Origin of the sequence: Nostoc sp. PCC 9305 (assembly GCF_963920915.1) — a bacterium.
Taxonomy (GTDB): Bacteria; Cyanobacteriota; Cyanobacteriia; order Cyanobacteriales; family Nostocaceae; genus Nostoc.
On sequence record NZ_CAWUDN010000008.1, the window covers coordinates 21,118 to 38,373 of the forward strand.

The following is a 17,256-nucleotide window of genomic DNA, read 5'->3' on the forward strand; positions in this document are numbered from 1 at the left end:
GTTATTTTTTTAAAATTAGACGGATTACGGCTAACTAAACTGCTGGGCATAAAACCGCGCATAGCGACGCTCTAGGGCTAATAATTCTTCATGGGTTCCCGATTCCACAATTTGTCCTTGTTCGAGAACTAAAATACGATCGCACCGTCTAACTGTCGATAAACGGTGAGCAATAATAAATACCGTCCGTTTCTCCATCAATCTTTCCAGCGCTTCCTGTACCAACGCTTCTGACTCGGAATCTAATGCTGATGTCGCCTCATCAAGAATCAAAATTTGGGGATTGAGCAGAACAGCACGAGCGATCGCAATTCTTTGTCTTTGTCCTCCTGATAAGTTTACCCCACGTTCGCCTACCCAAGTCTTATAACCTTCTGGTAGTTGGCTAATAAACTGATGGGCATTAGCAATTTTCGCCGCCTCTTTAACTGCTTTTATGTCAAAAATATATTGTCCAAAAGCGATATTTTGAGCAATCGTTCCCGAAAACATGATGGTTTCTTGAGGAACAATCCCAATTTGTCGCCGCAGACTATGCAGCTTCACATCCCGAATATCAACATCGTCAATGAATACTTGACCAATTTCTGGATCGTAAAAACGGGGAAGAAGATTCACAAATGTGGTTTTACCAGCACCAGAAGCACCCACAAGAGCGATCGCTTCACCTGGCGATACCAATAAGCTGATATCTTTTAATACAGGTTCACCAGGCTTATAGGCGAAGGAAATATGACGATATTCTACTTTGCCATTAACTGGAGGCAGAGCGATCGCATTTGCTTTTTCAATTACCGTCGGCTGAATTGCCATCAATTCAAAAACGCGGTCAACAGATGCTTCACCCTGCTTAAATTCGTTGTAATTGTTAGTAGTGTGACCAATGGGATCGATTAACAGCGCCGCCGCCGCCAGATAACTGAAAAAATTCGCCACTGTCAAGTTACCTTGGGAAATTTGCCAAGCTCCTACAATCAGTAACGATAACGCACTTAAGGCTTCCAGAAATCCGATGATGGGAATCTGGATTGCTTTCAGACGTTCGGCTGAATATTTTGCTTTGAGGCTGCGTTCTGCTTCATGGCCAAACCGGGCGATTTCGTAATTTTCGGCAGCAAAAGCCTGTACCAAACGAATACCGTTGAAAACTTCCGCGAGGATGGCTGATAAACCCGACACGCGATTTTGACTTTTTAAGGAATACTTGCGTAAACGTTCGCCAAACCAGCCAACTAAAATACCCATGAGTGGTGCAACTATCACTGTTGCTAATGTCAGTTGCCAATTCAGATAAATCATGTAAATCGGAATTGCTAGCAACTGCAAAATACAGGGGATAAAGTCGTGAAATACTTTATTTACCACTTCGCCAACGCGGTCAACATCTTCGGTGAGGCGGTAAGATAAATCACCAGCTTTTGCCGTTTCAAAATAGCTGAGATTTAGCTTTTGAAGATGCGCGTAGACTTGCTGGCGGAGATGAAAAGCAACTCGCAAAGCAGCTTTCGCCATGTACATATCTTGTATAGACTGAAACAAGCCTCTAACAAGAAATACTAAAGCACAACTGCCAGTTATTTGAGCGATCGCGACTACATTACCTTGAGCAAAGGGAATTGCCAATTTCCCGGCAAGATTAATTAATACTAAAGTCGCCAGCACATATCCCAAGATACCAATAATTCCCTTGGTAATGGTTTGCCACTGGAGTCGGATATAAGGCAGCAATTGCCAGTAATTAGAACGGGTTTTCAAGCTTGAAGATCCACAACGCTATTTTACTTTGTTTGACGCTAGCAGTTTTTGGGGAGTTTCTGACTAGTTTACTAATTAGTTACAAACTGTTTTAGCGTTCAAGTCAAAATGATATGCACACAGATAATTAATATTAAGTATTAAAAGTATATCCTGCTATAGATGCGAATTTATTAGTATTTATTGATACTGGTATTGCTTACACCCACGCTTCATAGTTTTGCAGCTCGAGCAACATGGATGTAGATAACTTTAGCCAGCAGATAGAGGAATTGCGATCGCGGGTAAGAGGAATATGGCAGCGCACTGCAACTCAACCAAACTCACAACACGATCTAATAATAGAAGCTTTCGATGAACTCCAAATGGCAGTAGAAGAACTATTGGCTGCCTCCGAGGAGTTAGAGGTAACAAGAGCGGGAGCAGAGAGAGAACGCCAGCGTTACCAAGAATTATTCGATTTTGCGCCGGATGGTTACTTAGTAACTAATACCACAGGGAAGATCCTAGAGGCTAACTATGCAGCAGCAATTATGCTCTCTATGCGCCAAAAATATCTCATAAGTAAACCATTAATTGTATTTATTGCTCAACAAGACCGTCAGATATTTCGCTCCCTGATCAATAATTCACAGCAGATACAGGACTGCATAATTGAGCTAAAGCCACGTTTGGGTATACCCTTTCCTGCTAGTATCAGGGCATCTCCAGTGTATGACTCACAAGAAAAGTTGGTAGGCTGGCGTTGGTTGCTGCGTAATATCAGCGAAGCTAAACAAGCACAAGAACAAGTGGCAAAACGCACAGTGGAACTGGCAAAAGCAAATCAGCAATTGCTGAGTGAAATTACAGAGCATAAACGATCTAAGTCACAACTGCTGCATCTTGCGTTTCACGATGTACTGACGGGACTCCCAAACCGTGCTTTATTTATGAACCGCTTAGAAGATACGGTCAATTATTCTAAACGGCATCCAGATTATCTATTTGCTGTCTTGTTTCTAGACCTAGATCGCTTCAAGCTGATCAATGACAGCCTCGGACACACATTTGGAGATCAATTACTGCTTACCGTTGCTCAAAGGCTTCAAGAATGCTTGCGCTCTACAGATATAGCTGCACGGCTGGGAGGAGACGAGTTTATCATCTTGCTAATGGGAATTAGAGATGTATTAGAAGTTGTAGCGGTTGTTGAGCGAATACAAAAGAATCTGGCACTTCCTGTAATTCTAGACGGGCACGAAGTCTCTACTACAGCGAGTATTGGCATTGCTTTAAGCACAACAGTTTATAAACAACCAGAAGATTACTTGCGTGACGCCGATATTGCGATGTACCGAGCTAAAGCACAAGGCAGAGCGTGCTATGAGATTTTTAACACTGATATGCATATTCAAGCAATGGCACACTTGGAGTTGGTTAACGAGCTACGCCGAGCCATTGAGCTTCAAGAGTTTCGGGTTTATTATCAACCTATAGTGTCACTCAGTCGCGGTAGAATAACTGGTTTTGAAGCGCTTGTGCGCTGGCTACATCCAAAACACGGCATTGTTTTGCCAGCGTATTTCATGTCAACTGCCCAAGAAACCGGGCTAATAATCCTTATTGAGCAGTGGGTCTTATATGAGGCATGTGGTCAGATACAGCAGTGGCAAGAGCAATTATCCTCTAGCTGTGGGGATGATCTGCCTGAGTCTCCCTTGAGCATTAGTATCAATCTTTGTAGTACTAGGTTCAGTGAAGAAAACTTGCTGCCGCACATCAACAAAGTTCTACAAGACACTGGACTCTCCGCACCGAGTTTGATACTGGAGATTACAGAAAGCGTAATTATGGAAAACAACGATAAAGCCATCATCAGGCTAAAGCAACTGAGAAATTTAGGAATTAAGTTGGCAATTGACGACTTTGGTACGGGCTATTCCTCATTAGGTCGTCTCCACCACTTTCCAATTAATCAGTTGAAGATAGACCGCTCTTTTGTTAATGGGAGCATTTTTGATAATGGAAATTTAGATATTGTTCAGACAATTATTACATTGGCACACAAATTAGGTGTGGATGTTACCGCCGAAGGGATAGAGACAATAGAGCAAGTAGCAATGTTAAGAAAGTTGAAGTGTGAATATGGGCAGGGATATTTGTTCTCCCATCCATTAGATAGCTCTCAAGCGAAGGCATTAATTATGGCAAATCCTCAGTGGTGATGGATCTTGTGCAAAGGGAATTGCGAATTTACTGGCGAGATTGATCGATACTAATGTCGTCAGCACGTATCCCAAGATCCCAATAAATCTTTTGCCACTGGATTCGGATATAAGGCAGTAGTTGCCAGTAATTAGAACAGGTTTTCAAGCTCGAAAGTCCACAGCGATATTTTACTTTGTTTGACGCTAGCAGTTTTTAGTGAGTTTCTGAATAGTTCGCTAATTAGTTACAAGCTGTTTTAGCATTTATCGTAGAGTTAATTAGTTCATAAGTACTAAATAGCTCCATTTAATTGCGGTGTGACAGTTATGGGTGTGGAATCCCGGATTTAATCTTGTTTTGAATATCTCACCGCCCTCATCACCAACACCGTCACAGGTAAAATAGACGTGCGCCAAGTCTCCATCCGCTAACCTCAGAACCCACCATGACACAAATCACTCTTTCCGATCTCCCCGAAACCATCCAAACTCTACTCAACCAAGCCCAAAAAACAGGCGAACCCCTCACTATTACCCAAAACGGTATCCCCTTCGCCATCATTTCCCCCATCAAGAAAAAATCCCTCCTGGAAACCCTTTCCACCCTTGAACCACTGGACGAAGACTTTGCCGACGTGGACGAAGGATTATTACCCTTAGATGATATTGAGTTTTCAAAATGAGTTATTTATACTTGTTAGATACAAACATCATTTCTGAACTAATTAAAAACCCCAGAGGAGTGGTATTTTCAAAAATTAAAGATGTCGGAGAAGACAAAATTTGTACAAGTATTATAGTAGCTTGTGAATCAAGATTTGGAGCTAGAAAGAAGAACTCCCAAAAGCTCATAGAAAAACTTGAAATAATTTTGGATAGTATTGAAATATTACCCCTAACTCATCCTGTAGAGCAATATTATGCAGAAATCCGCACTGATTTAGAACAACAAGGTAAACCGATTGGAGCTAACGACTTATTAATTGCTGCCCATTCTTTAACCCTTGCTCTAACTCTCATTACCGCTAACATCCGTGAATTTTCCCGTGTTCCTAATTTAAAAGTAGAAAACTGGCTCGAACCTCGCTAAAAAATTAGCCCTCTCCTTGTAAGTAAGGAAAAGGCTGAATTAATCTTAAAATACTTCCTAATTTTCCGGTTGAATTACGAACTACGAATTACGAATTACGAATTACTTAATACCCGCCTTCTTCTTCGTATTCTGGCTGTCTTTCCTTAACTTTCTTAGGAATATTCACAGGCTTCGGTGCATCTTCCCAAGCATCGCCGTCTACATCATCATAATCATCGTATTCGTCAACATAAGGCTTGCTATAGGGCTGGGCTTCATATTTTAGCGGCTGCGGTTGTTGATACCTGTCGTTGCCTGTTGCCTCGCTCCAGTTATCTTCTTCCTCATCTTCTTCGTATTGAATAGATTCATACTGCCGCGCCTTCATTACTTGACGCTGTGGCCTTTCCTCTTCCACATAGTCTTCATTCCATTCTTCTTCCCGCGCTACAGGTTCGGGGGCGCGAACTTTTTGCCTGGGTGGCTGCAATGGCACTCCACTAGGCAGTTGATTGGGTGCTGCAATTGTACGCGGTGGAGTATAGCCGTATTCTTCTTCTATATCTCGCTCCCACGGTGCTTTGCCGATACCCAGGCGCTCTAGTAAACCAACTGTCAACTGGTTTACTCGTTCTTCGGCTCCCTCAAACACAATCAACCGATTGGGGCCAGTGCTGACAATTTCATCCACTGAGAACTCGTAAGTACTCAGAAATTGATCGGGAATTTGGGGCAATCCTAAAGAAGCAATGACTATAGATTCAAGCTTCCCGTTTTCGCCGTTGAACTTGAAGCCCCGAACTTTGCCTAAGACTTCACCTGTTTCTGTAATTACTTCCCAGTTAATCAAATTACTGAGAGATTCAACTTCGATATCTTCAATGACATCTTCGTTATCAACCAGGATGACATCACCAATCTGGCTGATGTTGTTGAGGTACATATAGCGCGGTATGCCCGAAATGGAGATCAGGCTGTCTCGCAAACCAAGAGCCACAACCTCTCTTTGATCGATATCAACCCAGACTTGACTGATTATGCCTAGCCGCTTGCCGTTGTCGCGGGTAATCACCTGGGTATTTAATATGTCGGAACGCCTAATTATCTGTTCGGAGGTCATTCTATACCGAGTCCTGATCTCGAATCCGGTTTAACGCGATGTGCAACTTATTCTTGTAACCCCACTTCCATTCCTCTATCCCAGTGAACGAGAGGCTTTGATTTTTGCTCTCTTTCCCTGGTAGGGAAGGGGTTCGGGTTAGGTTTGAGAGAAAGTCACACATTACGTGGTTTATCTATACACTATTATTAACAAAAACTCAAGCAGATGTATTGGATGATTGTAACTTAATCCCCAAAACTTGAGTGTAAGCTCCTCGTGCTTGAGTAACGCCAATTGTGCGTTCGGCTGATTCTATCATCGGACGACGCAAACTCACAACTATAAATTGCGCTTGTTGTGACTGTTGTTTAATCATTCTAGCTAATCGCTCTACGTTTGCTCCATCTAGGAACATATCTACTTCATCAAAGGCGTAAAATGGCGACGGGCGGTAGCGTTGCAGGGCAAAGATAAAGCTCAAGGCTGTGAGTGATTTTTCTCCCCCAGACATGGAAGCTAGGCGCTGTACGGGTTTGCCTTTGGGGTGCGCGACTAAATTCAATCCACTGCTAAAGGGATCTTCGGGATTTTCAAGTTGCAAGAAGCCGTCGCCGTCGGAAAGAATGGCAAAAATTGATTGAAAGTTTTCGTTGACAGCATCGAAAGCTTCTTTAAAGGCAAGTTGCCGCAATGTGGTAAAGTTTTCAATTCGTAAAAGTAGTTCGGTGCGTTCCCCTTCTAGTGTTTCTAATTTTTGCGTCAGTTCTTGGAGGCGGTTTTGAGTGCGTTCGTATTCTTCCAACGCCAGCATATTGACAGGTTCCATTGCCTGTAAGCGTTTGGTAAGCGATCGCAATTCTTTCTGCAATTCTTCTAAATCTACCTGATCTGGAACTTCCGGCAAGGGATTTGGTAATTCTGCTCCCACATCCCGCAATTGGTTTTGCAGTGCAATTAGTTCTTCCCGCCGCTTTTCTTGGGTTTCTTGGAGTTTTTGGATTTCCCATTCCAATTGTTGTTGGCGCAAAAGGTGCGATCGCACTTCCAGTTCTGTAGCGTCGCGTTTTTGTTTCTCTTCTCCCAAATTTTGCTCCATTTGATTTAACGATAAACGGGTTTGGGTGATTTGCTCGTCTATCGTTGTGGTTTGTGTGGAGACGCGATTCATCGCGTCTCTACAAGAGATTTGTTGGGTTTCGTATTCGGTGATTCGCGTTTCTGCTTCTTGAATTTTTTCTTGCAAACGTTGTTGCTGATTTTCTAAATTTTTTAATCTTTGTTCAGTTTCGCGTAACGCTGTCTCCCGTTGTTGTAATTGTTGCTCTTGAATTTTAATTGTCGCCTGGATTTGTTGCCATTCACTGGGGGTTTGGGATGCTTCTAACTCTGCTAAGGCGTGTCGCAATTGTTGCAATTCATTTTCTTGCCCAGGTAATTCCCGCTCTAAAATTTCTAATCGAGATTGAGCAGTGGCTAACTTTTTGCTGTTTTGGGCGAGTTGCGATCGCGTCCCCTCTAATTGCGCTGTTAAACTCTTAATGTCTTTCTGCAACTGTTCCAATTGCAACTGCTGTTCGCGCCGCGCCTGACGCGCTTCTGTGAGTTCCTGGGTGAGTTTTTTGGTTTTGGCTGACAAAGTTGCGATCGCTTCTGTACAACGCTCTAAAACCCGTTCAATATCCACTAAGCGAGTTTTTAAAGCGATCGCTTCATCAGATTCCGCCGCTTCTGCATTGCCAAACCGCAAGGACGAACGCTGGTTATTGCTACCACCAGTCATTGCACCGCTGGTTTCCAGAAGTTCCCCGTCTAAGGTGACGATGCGATACAGTCCTAAATTTTTCCGCGCCGCTTCCAGGTTGGCGAATACTACGGTGTTACCGAAAACATAGCTAAATACATCTTTGTAACGGCGATCGCAATCAACTAAGTTCACAGCATAGTTAACGAAGCCGCTAGCAAAACGCAGCGTTGCATCTTGAGTAAATTTAGGAGCGTGAATTTTATTCAGTGGTAAAAAAGTCGCTCTCCCTGCACGTTTCTGTTTGAGCAATTCAATCCCGGCTGCGGCGATACTGTCATCTTCCACCACAATATGTCCCAAGCGTCCCCCAGCAGCCATTTCCAAGGCTAGCTGATGGCGGGGTTCCACCTTTCCTAACTGCACAACTAAGCCACAAAGTCCAGGTATGCCCGATTGTAAAATGACTTTACTCGCTTGGGTTCCTTGGACTTCTTGCTGTGCTTGCGCTTGCGCCTCGATTTTATCCAACTGGCGTTGTTTTTCTCGTTGTTCAAAAAGTAACCGTTTTTGGGTTTCCTGTTGAATTTGCAGTTCTTGTTCTGTGGCTGAAAGATTTTGGGCTAAATTTTGGATGGGTTCGCTAGAGGCGTTAAATTCCGTTTCAACTCCACTACACTGAGTTTGTTTTTCTGCTAATAGCGGTTCGTCGCGTTCAATTAACTGGGTTTGCTCTTGGATAAGCTGCTGTAACTGATTATTGCGTTCCCTGAGTTGTGCTTGTTCGGTGCGTTGCGGTTCTAGAGTGTGCAGCAAAGCTTCTATTTGACGGTTGAATGCTGTTTGTTGCTGCACCCATGCTTCCGAAGCTGAGGCGATTTCTGCGGCGGCTTCGCGGGAGGTTTCTAAGGCTTGGTGGGCTTCATTTCTTTGTTGCTGGGAAGACGCGATGAATCGCGTCTCTACAATTTGGGTTTCGGCAATTTCTTCTAGGGAATGATGGTGTTTTTGAATCTCTTGTTGAGTTTGAGTTAAACGTTTGGTGGTTTCTTGGGAAGTCGTTTGTAATTCTGTCAGCTGACGCTGGAGTTGTTTACGTTCTGCTTCTTGGGTGGCGAGGGTAGACTGTACCGCCAAAAGTTCCTCTTCTCCCAAGGCTTTTACATGGGCATTGAGTTGTTCAAGTTCCGCAGTTTTTTCAACAATTTGGGAATTTAGGTTTGTGAGTTGGGTAGTGAGTTCAGTAAAATTGCGATCGCCTGTTTGAATTTCGTGAACTAATTTTTCTTGTTGTGCTTGTAGCGATCGCCATGATAAAACAGCTTCCCAGGATTGTTTCGCTAGAAATTCTGTGCGAAGCTTTTGATATTTCTCAGCTTTAGTCCGATCTTGAGAAAGGCGATCGCGCTGTGCAGTTAATTCCGTTTCAATAATCCGACAGCTATCTTCCTTTTCCTTCACCTCATCTAAAGTTGATTTGGCTTGGACAATTTTGCGATCGAACGCCGCCACCCCAGCCAATTCATCAATAATTTCCCGTCGTTCCCGCGCATTCATCGAGATAATGCTGGTGACATCCCCTTGCAGTACCACGTTGTAGCCTTCAGGATAAACCCGTAGATTACTTAGTTCCCCATGCAACTCTGTCAACGTGCAAGGTACACCATTGATATAATAATTCGATGTGTAAGTCCCTTGGTGAGTGACTCGTAGCCTTCTAGTAACACTCCACTCTGCCGATTTTGGATTTTGGACTTCGGCTTCGCTCAGTCGAGCGATTTTGGATTTTAGATTTTCTTCCCCTGCCTCCCCTGCATCCCCTGCCTCCCCTGCCTCCCCTGCCTCCCCTGCATCCTCTACTTCCTGCCTTTGTGCCTTTGCGTCTTTGTGTGAAATTTCATCCGACAAATCAAATGTCACCGTGACGCTAGCCTCAATCGAAGCACGTCCTTTAGCCGTTTGAGTGTTATTTACCAAATCTGGTAAGCGTTCGGCTCGCATTCCCTTAGAACTGGAGAGTCCCAGGCAAAAAAGCAGTGCATCTAAGATATTAGACTTACCCGAACCATTTGGCCCAGATATGACAGTACACCCCGGTAGCAAAGGGACAGAAGTAGTGCCACCGAAGGATTTGAAGTTCGTAAGTTCCACGCGCTTGATGTGCACCATAGGCGCTGGTTCCCTGGGCTAATGAAGAACAAGTGTATCAACTAATTAAGAATTCGCAAGAGGGTAAGGCGGAGAATTGGAAATTATAGTAGACGCGTTGCAGTGAATCTGCAAGCTTTACCCAAAAAGCTTACCGCAAGCGATCGCTCAGTGTACGGCAAAAATGTTGATGTCGCAAACTGACCATCAAAATTTTTCCAGAGCAGATAATATCATGTCTTACTAATTACTTGTAATCCAAAAATCTCTGCGTTTGCGTGTCTTTGCGTCAGTCTTAATTACAACTATTCAACCAGACGCGATCTCAGGATACTTTAAGTGCGAAGGAGAATCAGTTGGTATAGTTTGAATCATCTATTCTGGATCTATCATCCTCGGTCGATCGTGACAACAAAGCGATCGCATTTTTATCTCAGCATATAACTAGTTTGAAATAGGAGCGAGGCATTCTGACACAGTAATGTAAGTTGCTAAGTAACAGGGGGGAGGAAGTGAAAAAAGCAACTCACCCCAATGGTAGAGGGTATTAAAAGCACTAGATGAATTTATAATATAGTAATCTTTACAATTGGAAAAACGTAGAAAGAAAGCCCTCTTTGCTACCTCAATCTGCTGTCTGTGATTTGGTTATTAACCCTCAAATATTTGTAGAACTTAGTAATGAAGAGATTAATTAAAGGTCTGCGCGAATTTAAATCTAGCTATTTTTCGACACATCAACAATTATTTGAGCAACTTTCACAGGGTCAAAAGCCCAGAGTATTATTTATTACCTGTTCTGATTCGCGTCTCGATCCAAATCTAATTACACAAGCCCAAGTTGGTGAATTATTTGTCATTCGCAATGCAGGTAACATCATTCCACCGTATGGGGCAAGTAATGGCGGTGAAGGTGCGACAATTGAGTATGCTATTCAAGCTTTAGATATTCGCCAAATTATTATTTGTGGTCACTCTCATTGCGGTGCAATGAAAGGATTAATGAAGTTACACAATCTCAGCGATGAAATGCCGCTCGTACATGATTGGCTTAAATATGCAGAGGCAACTCGAAGGCTAGTGATAGACCACTACAGTCACTACGACGGCGAAGAATTGCTAGAGATTATGATTGCCGAAAATGTTCTGACTCAAATTGAGAATTTGCGGACATATCCAGTGGTTCACTCTAAGCTTTATCAGGGAGAACTCAGCATTTATGCTTGGATTTATCACATTGAAACAGGAGAAGTTTTCGCATACGATCCCCAAAAACATGCTTATGTTTTGCCTCAAACTCAGCTTCCAGAATCAGAAATAGATGAGTCCTTCAGGGGTCAGCTTCCAAATCCCAATTTAGCAGTGCATTCCTCTCAAAACCAGCATGATGATGGTCAATCTTATGAGAAAGTGTCTATTTCTGCATTTGAGTGGTTTCCAATGAAACGCCTTTCTCCAGAGCAGATGGAGCGAATTTACCGAGGTTCAAATAATGGAAGTTGAAAGATGAGAAGATAGAATTAATTATAAGTAAGCCATAGCTAAATTTCAGTCTACTTGAGTAGACTGAAACCATTTCTCAGTCTTTTTTATAGACTTTAACTATTAACCTATAGTAGTAGGAGTGCCCCCACCACCATTGATGTCAACTTAAGCTGGAAATAGCTTAACTGTTGGCTTCCATGCCCGCCCGGAAATAAATTTCTTTGGCTTTTAGGCTTAAGTCTACTTCAGTAGACTGGAGATTTTTGGCGATATTTAGTCATCTTCAGATGACTTTAGCTATAAGACGGGAATTTCAATTCCCGGCGGACAAGCGGTTTCACGTTAAGTTGACACCAATGCCTCATCACATCATCTATTTATCTGAAAATAGCTATAGCAAAAACAGAGACTTACATAGATGTAAGTCTCTGGTTGGCTTTATGCCGATGCTAACTGAAAGCTTCAGTTATTCTTTTATGGCTTTTTTACAGTATCAACTTTTGCTTCTACCTTCACTGTCTTCACACCTTGAACTTCTTTAGCCAAGGTTTCAGCTTTCTTGAGTTCTTCAACAGAAGCCGCCGTACCTTTGAGGATAATTTCACCCTCTTTGTTTTCAACTTGTAACTTGTTGCCTGGTAAGCCTTTATTCAACTTTGCGCTAACTTCAGTTTTTAAGTCGCTCTTAACTTTTGTTGCTGCCGTTTTTTCAGCATCGGTTTTAACTTTCGTACCTGTATTAGCTGCTAAAGGAGTAGTTTGTGTTTCTGGAACCTTGGCAGTTTGATTTGTCTGCGAAGCTGGTTTTGCTGGTGCTTGAGCAGCTTCATTAGTTGTGCTAGGAGTTTCTGAACCAGTTTTAGGAGCTTCTTGGCAGCCAAAAGTACCAACTACCAAAATGCTACTAACTACCAATAGAATTAGTTTTTTCATTATTTATCTCCGAATTGAGTAGTTGAAGCGGTTAATTGAGGTGTGTGTCATCCTGAGGAGCAAATTTAAAAAAAACAATTAAAAGTGAAGTAACAAAAGTGCTTCAGCAATAGCTCAGGTTACTGAAAATTGAAATTTAGACGATTTCTTGAAGCTAAGATTTTGCACCCGGTTTTGAGAAATGTCAATTCAATTTTTCTGACGGCTGCTAACCAGGATGGCTTTACACACAGTCTGTGGCTCTCTATGACTTTAAGGTAGATGCTGAGTAGCTGTTTTGATGGTAGACTATGCCACTCCACAGTAGTGACTCGATGTTATCAGATTTGAGTCAATTTGGCGATGTCTATGACAAATTTCAAAGTTAAGCCTTTTTGCAATCCTGTGCCAGCAAACTTACCAACAAAATGTTACTTTATAAAACTATGGCTTACTTACGATGCCTTAAATATCAGGAAATATTAGTCAATGCCCTACCTTACTTCGGCTAGCGAAATTCATGCCATTGTCGCTGAATATACAAACGCTAAAACACTGTGGATAGATACAGAAGTCGCTGACTATAAAAGTCGTAATCCCCGATTATCGCTGATTCAGGTATTAGATAATCCTCAAGATATGAGTGGCGATCGCGTCTATCTTTTAGATGTATTAGACAAGCCTAATATTATAGCTGAATTTATCGATCAAATTATGATAAATTCTGCCATTGAAAAAGTTTTTCACAACGCGAGTTACGATCTAAAATTTCTCGGTAGCAAGAAAGCCAAAAATATTACTTGCACTTTGGAAATCGCCAAAAAAATTCCCTATTATCTTTTGCCATTACCCAACTATCAACTCAAGACCATAGCTACAGCACTTTGTAGCTTTAATAATATCGATAAACAAGAACAAAAAAGCGATTGGGCAAAACGCCCTCTGACTGAAGAACAGATAGAGTATGCTTACCTAGACTGCATTTATCTTGCTCAAATTCACCTAAACTTGTTAGGCTTACAAGCCCAAGCCAGTCCCGAACCTGCAACGGAAGACTTAAGCTCGCTAAGTGCTAGATACTCGCAAGTTGAGCAGCAGTGGAAGTTGTTGAATTCAGAATTTGAGCATTTGCAAGAACGTATAAAAAAAGCCATGCAGGCTCAGGATATATCAGAAACTTATGATTATAAACTGACTAGTTATGAACGGACTACAATCAAAGCTGCATTTACAGAATTGGCAAAGCTAGCCCAAACTCAAGGTATTAATTTAGATTTTCCGATTACACTAACTCAGAAACTCCAAAAAGATTTAGGGGAAAATCTGGAACAATTATCTGTAGATATTGATAAAAATACCTCTTGGCGCCTAATTCCCAAAACTCAAGAGAATGAAGCTGAGGATGAGTAAATTGTTCATCAGGCTACAAATGTCAGAATTGATATAGTTATTGTGAAGAATAAATATTGAAATCTAATAATTCTTTCCTCATCCCTTCTCTGATAAATCTCCAAAATATTAGGGAAATTTGTCAATTACCTTTAAATGACTATCAAAAGCTAGAATAGTTATTGAGCTAAAGGATTAAAATCTAGATTTTGGTACTAATTCCATTCAGGTATGATGGCAGTTTATATTAACTTATGAGACGGCGTTTATTTGGGCAAAAGCGAACAAGGGTAAATACTTTATTTACCATAGCTATTTTTACTACATTGACAGCAACTAGCAGTATTTCTTGTAGTAAGAATGACAATGTATTAGTAACAGAAATAGGAGTTAGTCAACCTAGCCGTGGTTCAGCTACAACATCCAGAGGTGGGGAATTTTATCTTCAGGGAAAGAATCAGCATTTAAACGGCGACTTGCAAGCTGCGATCGCTTCTTATAGTAAGGCAATTAGTCAAAATTCTCAGTATGGCGCTGCCTACAACGCGCGGGGATTAGCCTACTTTGATTTGGGAGACAAGGAAAAAGCGATCGCAGATTACAATCAAGCCCTCCGCATCAACCCTAACGACGCCGAAGCCCACAATAACTTAGGAAATGCCCGCGCCTCACTGGGAAACAACAGAGAAGCAGTTAAAGATTACAGTGAAGCGATTCGCCTCAATCCCAACTATGCCGAAGCTTACAATAACCGGGGAAATGCCCGCGCCACCAATGGAGACAAAAAAGGGGCTATAGACGATCTCGATCAAGCGATTCTCCTTAACCCCAAATATGCGATCGCTTATAATAATCGAGGAAATGCCCGTGCTGCCAATGGAGATCCCAAGGGTGCGATCGCAGATTACAATCAAGCCATTCGCCTCAATCGTAACTTTGCCCCTGCCTACAATAACCGAGGAAATGCCCGCGCCACCAATGGAGACAAACAGGGGGCACTCAAAGACTTACAACAAGCAGCAAACATTTTTCAAAGTCAAGGTAACAACGACTTATACCAACAAGTGATGAATAACATCAAAGAACTTGGGCAGTAGTGGGAGCAGAGGGGCAGGGGAGCAGGGGAGCAGGGGAGAATAATTAATAACCAATGTAATGCCCAATGCCCAATGCCCAATGCCCAATGCCCAATTCCCAATATCCTATTCTTCAATCAATGGGCTGCGGAGATTTTCTACCAACGCTTGAATTTCTGCTGGAGGAGGTGGTGTTAAGCGCGAAACTACTAGGGTGACAGCGAAGTTGATTAGCATCCCCAAAGTACCAATTCCTTCTGGAGAAACTCCAAAAAACCAGGGTTGCATACCGCCAAACTTGACGCCGACAATGTAGATAATCGTAAAAATTAAACCCGTCAACATACCGGCGATCGCACCTTCTGAATTGGTGCGCTTGTCGAAAATCCCCAGGAAAATCACCGGGAAGAAACTAGCGGCGGCTAAACCAAAAGCAAAAGCTACCACTTCACTCACAAATCCCGGTGGATTCACCCCAAAATATCCGGCGAGGACGAGGGAAAAACCTACCATGATCCGCCCGACAAATACCCGTTTTTGTTCTGAGGCTGATGAATCTATGATGCGGTAGTAAATATCGTGGGCGATGGAACTGGAAATTACCAGCAATAAGCCTGATGCTGTAGACAAAGCAGCTGCCAAACCGCCTGCCGCTACCAAACCAATCACCCACGGAGGCAGGTTAGCTACCTCTGGGGTGGAAAGCACAATGATATCTCGGTCAATCTTGATTTCATTGGTGTCTTTATTCGGGGTTAACTGGAGACGCCCATCCTTATTTATGTCATCAAAAGCCAACAGTTTAGTTTTTTCCCACTTGGCCGCCCAGTCTAACTGCTGCACTTCTGCAACCGTATGATTGTGGAGGGAATCTATCAGGTTGTAGCGGGCAAACATGGAGAGGGCTGGAGCAGTTGTATAAAGAATAGCGATAAATAGCAGTGCCCAACCAGCAGAAAAGCGAGCTGCACGCACACTCTTTACTGTGTAAAACCGGACAATAATATGGGGTAAGCCAGCAGTGCCTACCATCAGGGCAATGGTAGTGAACAGCACATCTAGCATCGACTTGTTCACAAATGGCTCAGTATACGGCTTAAACCCCAGGTCAACCTGGATTTTATTAAGTTTGTCAGCAATATCACTGAAGGTAAATGCTAGCTGAGGAACAGGATTACCAGTGAGAAACCAGGCGATCGCGATCGCTGGAATCAGGTAAGCAAAAATCAACACACTGTACTGTGCTACTTGCGTCCAAGTAATACCTTTCATGCCTCCCAACACAGAGAAAAAGCCCACGATCACCATACCGATGATCACACCTGTATTGATATCTACTTGAAGGAAGCGACTAAAAACAATCCCCACGCCCCGCATTTGTCCAGCAACATAGGTGAGAGAGACGAAAATGGCTGCAACTACTGCCACCAGACGGGCGATATTAGAATAGTAGCGATCGCCTACGAAATCTGGCACTGTATACTTACCAAATTTCCGCAAGTAGGGAGCCAGCAATAATGCCAGTAGTACATAGCCTCCCGTCCACCCCATTAAATAAATAGAACCGTCGTAACCCAAAAAAGAAATTAGCCCCGCCATTGAAATAAATGAGGCTGCGGACATCCAGTCGGCGGCGGTGGCTGCACCATTAGCAATTGAGGGTATTCCTTGACCTGCTATAAAGAAGTCTTTGCTATTTTCAACTCGTGATTGCCAACCAATATAAATGTAGACGACAAAGGAAAGTCCAACTAATACAATAGTCCAAATTTCAACTGACACGCTTTTTCCTCACTTCTTGATATTGTATTTGCCGTCTAGCTTGTCCATTTGAAAGGCATAAATGAAAATCAAAGCCACAAATATCAGGATTGATCCTTGTTGCGCCATCCAAAAGCCAAAGGGTACGCCAAAAAACCGTATTGCATTCAAAGGTTGAACCAACAAAATACTGAAAACTAGGGAAACCAATGCCCAGACAATTAAAAGATTGCGAATTAAAGCAGTATTAGCACGCCAATAAGACCGACGCTGATCTTCATCCATTGTTGTTCATCATCATTGCGTTAGTGCATCAAAATAATACCAATAAGCCGTTAATATCCTGCCTAATGACTGTATTAATTTTTAAATTATTTAGTAAATAATATTTATTGCAAGAGTATGAAATATCACTAAGCAATAACTGACCGAGAATTACTCTTTGGTCAGTTATAAACAAAGATTGGTTAATAAAGCTGAAATATCTCATAAGTCATTAAGAATACATAGCTTTTTATACTAAAAATTTCATAAAAACTACATACTTCTACTTATAGAGCAACATTATTAAATGCTAAAAAAGACTATTTAGATTCATAAAAACAATTTTTGAGCATAAAACCGAT

The 17,256-nt window shown here is 42.3% G+C and carries 12 protein-coding genes; 6 read left to right on the forward strand and 6 right to left on the reverse strand.

All coding sequences use genetic code 11. The annotated features are described in order from the left end of the window. Positions 1-30: 30 nt before the first annotated feature. A complete protein-coding gene (locus tag ACM0OX_RS04835; RefSeq protein WP_414513509.1) occupies positions 31-1,755 on the reverse strand; it encodes an ABC transporter ATP-binding protein in 1,725 nt (574 codons plus the stop codon). Between the two features lie 236 nt (positions 1,756-1,991). Between ACM0OX_RS04835 and ACM0OX_RS04840 the strand changes: the two genes are divergently transcribed. The 3 genes from ACM0OX_RS04840 to ACM0OX_RS04850 all read left to right on the forward strand — a co-directional run bounded on the left by ACM0OX_RS04840 (position 1,992) and on the right by ACM0OX_RS04850 (position 5,034). Then, positions 1,992-3,962, forward strand: a complete 1,971-nt coding sequence (locus ACM0OX_RS04840; protein ID WP_414513511.1) for a putative bifunctional diguanylate cyclase/phosphodiesterase — start codon at positions 1,992-1,994, stop codon at positions 3,960-3,962. 428 nt (positions 3,963-4,390) lie between these two features. Continuing rightward, positions 4,391-4,627 (forward strand): type II toxin-antitoxin system Phd/YefM family antitoxin, encoded by a 237-nt coding sequence (locus ACM0OX_RS04845; protein WP_118167264.1) that lies wholly within the window; start codon positions 4,391-4,393, stop codon positions 4,625-4,627. Continuing rightward, a complete protein-coding gene (locus ACM0OX_RS04850) occupies positions 4,624-5,034 on the forward strand; it encodes a type II toxin-antitoxin system VapC family toxin (protein ID WP_414513512.1) in 411 nt (136 codons plus the stop codon). The genes ACM0OX_RS04845 and ACM0OX_RS04850 overlap by 4 nt, the downstream gene beginning before the upstream one ends. Positions 5,035-5,140: 106 nt before the next feature. On the opposite strand, the gene ACM0OX_RS04855 is transcribed toward ACM0OX_RS04850, so the two are convergent. Together ACM0OX_RS04855 and smc are read right to left on the reverse strand one after the other, a co-directional pair. After that, positions 5,141-6,136 carry a PRC-barrel domain-containing protein gene (locus ACM0OX_RS04855; RefSeq protein ID WP_334928074.1) on the reverse strand — a complete coding sequence of 332 codons (996 nt, stop codon included), beginning with the start codon at positions 6,134-6,136 and terminating at the stop codon, positions 5,141-5,143. A 199-nt stretch (positions 6,137-6,335) separates the two neighbouring features. Continuing rightward, positions 6,336-10,028: a chromosome segregation protein SMC gene (gene smc / locus ACM0OX_RS04860; RefSeq protein WP_414513513.1), complete on the reverse strand. Its 3,693-nt coding sequence runs from the start codon at positions 10,026-10,028 to the stop codon at positions 6,336-6,338. A gap of 660 nt (positions 10,029-10,688) precedes the next feature. Between smc and ACM0OX_RS04865 the strand changes: the two genes are divergently transcribed. Then, entirely contained in the window at positions 10,689-11,510 is an 822-nt protein-coding gene (locus tag ACM0OX_RS04865) for a carbonic anhydrase (RefSeq protein WP_414513515.1), read from the forward strand. Between the two features lie 456 nt (positions 11,511-11,966). On the opposite strand, the gene ACM0OX_RS04870 is transcribed toward ACM0OX_RS04865, so the two are convergent. After that, positions 11,967-12,425, reverse strand: coding sequence for a BON domain-containing protein (locus ACM0OX_RS04870; protein WP_414513517.1), 459 nt, complete (start codon positions 12,423-12,425; stop codon positions 11,967-11,969). Between the two features lie 468 nt (positions 12,426-12,893). On the opposite strand from ACM0OX_RS04870, the gene ACM0OX_RS04875 reads away from it, so the two are divergent. Together ACM0OX_RS04875 and ACM0OX_RS04880 are read left to right on the forward strand one after the other, a co-directional pair. After that, on the forward strand, positions 12,894-13,814 hold the full coding sequence (locus ACM0OX_RS04875) for a ribonuclease D (protein WP_414513518.1): 921 nt from the start codon (positions 12,894-12,896) through the stop codon (positions 13,812-13,814). 233 nt (positions 13,815-14,047) lie between these two features. Next, complete coding sequence (locus ACM0OX_RS04880; protein WP_414513520.1) at positions 14,048-14,890, forward strand: tetratricopeptide repeat protein; 843 nt, start codon at positions 14,048-14,050, stop codon at positions 14,888-14,890. Between the two features lie 105 nt (positions 14,891-14,995). Here the strand turns inward: ACM0OX_RS04880 and ACM0OX_RS04885 are convergent, their stop codons facing one another. Both ACM0OX_RS04885 and ACM0OX_RS04890 read right to left on the reverse strand, forming a co-directional pair. Next, positions 14,996-16,651 (reverse strand): sodium:solute symporter family protein, encoded by a 1,656-nt coding sequence (locus ACM0OX_RS04885; RefSeq protein ID WP_414513522.1) that lies wholly within the window; start codon positions 16,649-16,651, stop codon positions 14,996-14,998. A 9-nt stretch (positions 16,652-16,660) separates the two neighbouring features. Next, positions 16,661-16,915 (reverse strand): DUF4212 domain-containing protein, encoded by a 255-nt coding sequence (locus tag ACM0OX_RS04890; protein WP_414513524.1) that lies wholly within the window; start codon positions 16,913-16,915, stop codon positions 16,661-16,663. Between the last annotated feature and the right edge of the window lie 341 nt (positions 16,916-17,256).

What these genes read in the sequence shown, in the direction of transcription:
- ACM0OX_RS04840 (WP_414513511.1), top strand. Translation starts at nt 1,992, where the DNA reads ATGGATGTAGATAACTTTAGCCAGCAGATAGAGGAATTGCGATCGCGG.
- ACM0OX_RS04845 (WP_118167264.1), top strand. Translation starts at nt 4,391, where the DNA reads ATGACACAAATCACTCTTTCCGATCTCCCCGAAACCATCCAAACTCTA.
- ACM0OX_RS04850 (WP_414513512.1), top strand. Translation starts at nt 4,624, where the DNA reads ATGAGTTATTTATACTTGTTAGATACAAACATCATTTCTGAACTAATT.
- ACM0OX_RS04855 (WP_334928074.1), bottom strand. Translation starts at nt 6,136, where the DNA reads ATGACCTCCGAACAGATAATTAGGCGTTCCGACATATTAAATACCCAG.
- smc (WP_414513513.1), bottom strand. Translation starts at nt 10,028, where the DNA reads ATGGTGCACATCAAGCGCGTGGAACTTACGAACTTCAAATCCTTCGGT.
- ACM0OX_RS04865 (WP_414513515.1), top strand. Translation starts at nt 10,689, where the DNA reads ATGAAGAGATTAATTAAAGGTCTGCGCGAATTTAAATCTAGCTATTTT.
- ACM0OX_RS04870 (WP_414513517.1), bottom strand. Translation starts at nt 12,425, where the DNA reads ATGAAAAAACTAATTCTATTGGTAGTTAGTAGCATTTTGGTAGTTGGT.
- ACM0OX_RS04875 (WP_414513518.1), top strand. Translation starts at nt 12,894, where the DNA reads ATGCCCTACCTTACTTCGGCTAGCGAAATTCATGCCATTGTCGCTGAA.
- ACM0OX_RS04880 (WP_414513520.1), top strand. Translation starts at nt 14,048, where the DNA reads ATGAGACGGCGTTTATTTGGGCAAAAGCGAACAAGGGTAAATACTTTA.
- ACM0OX_RS04890 (WP_414513524.1), bottom strand. Translation starts at nt 16,915, where the DNA reads ATGGATGAAGATCAGCGTCGGTCTTATTGGCGTGCTAATACTGCTTTA.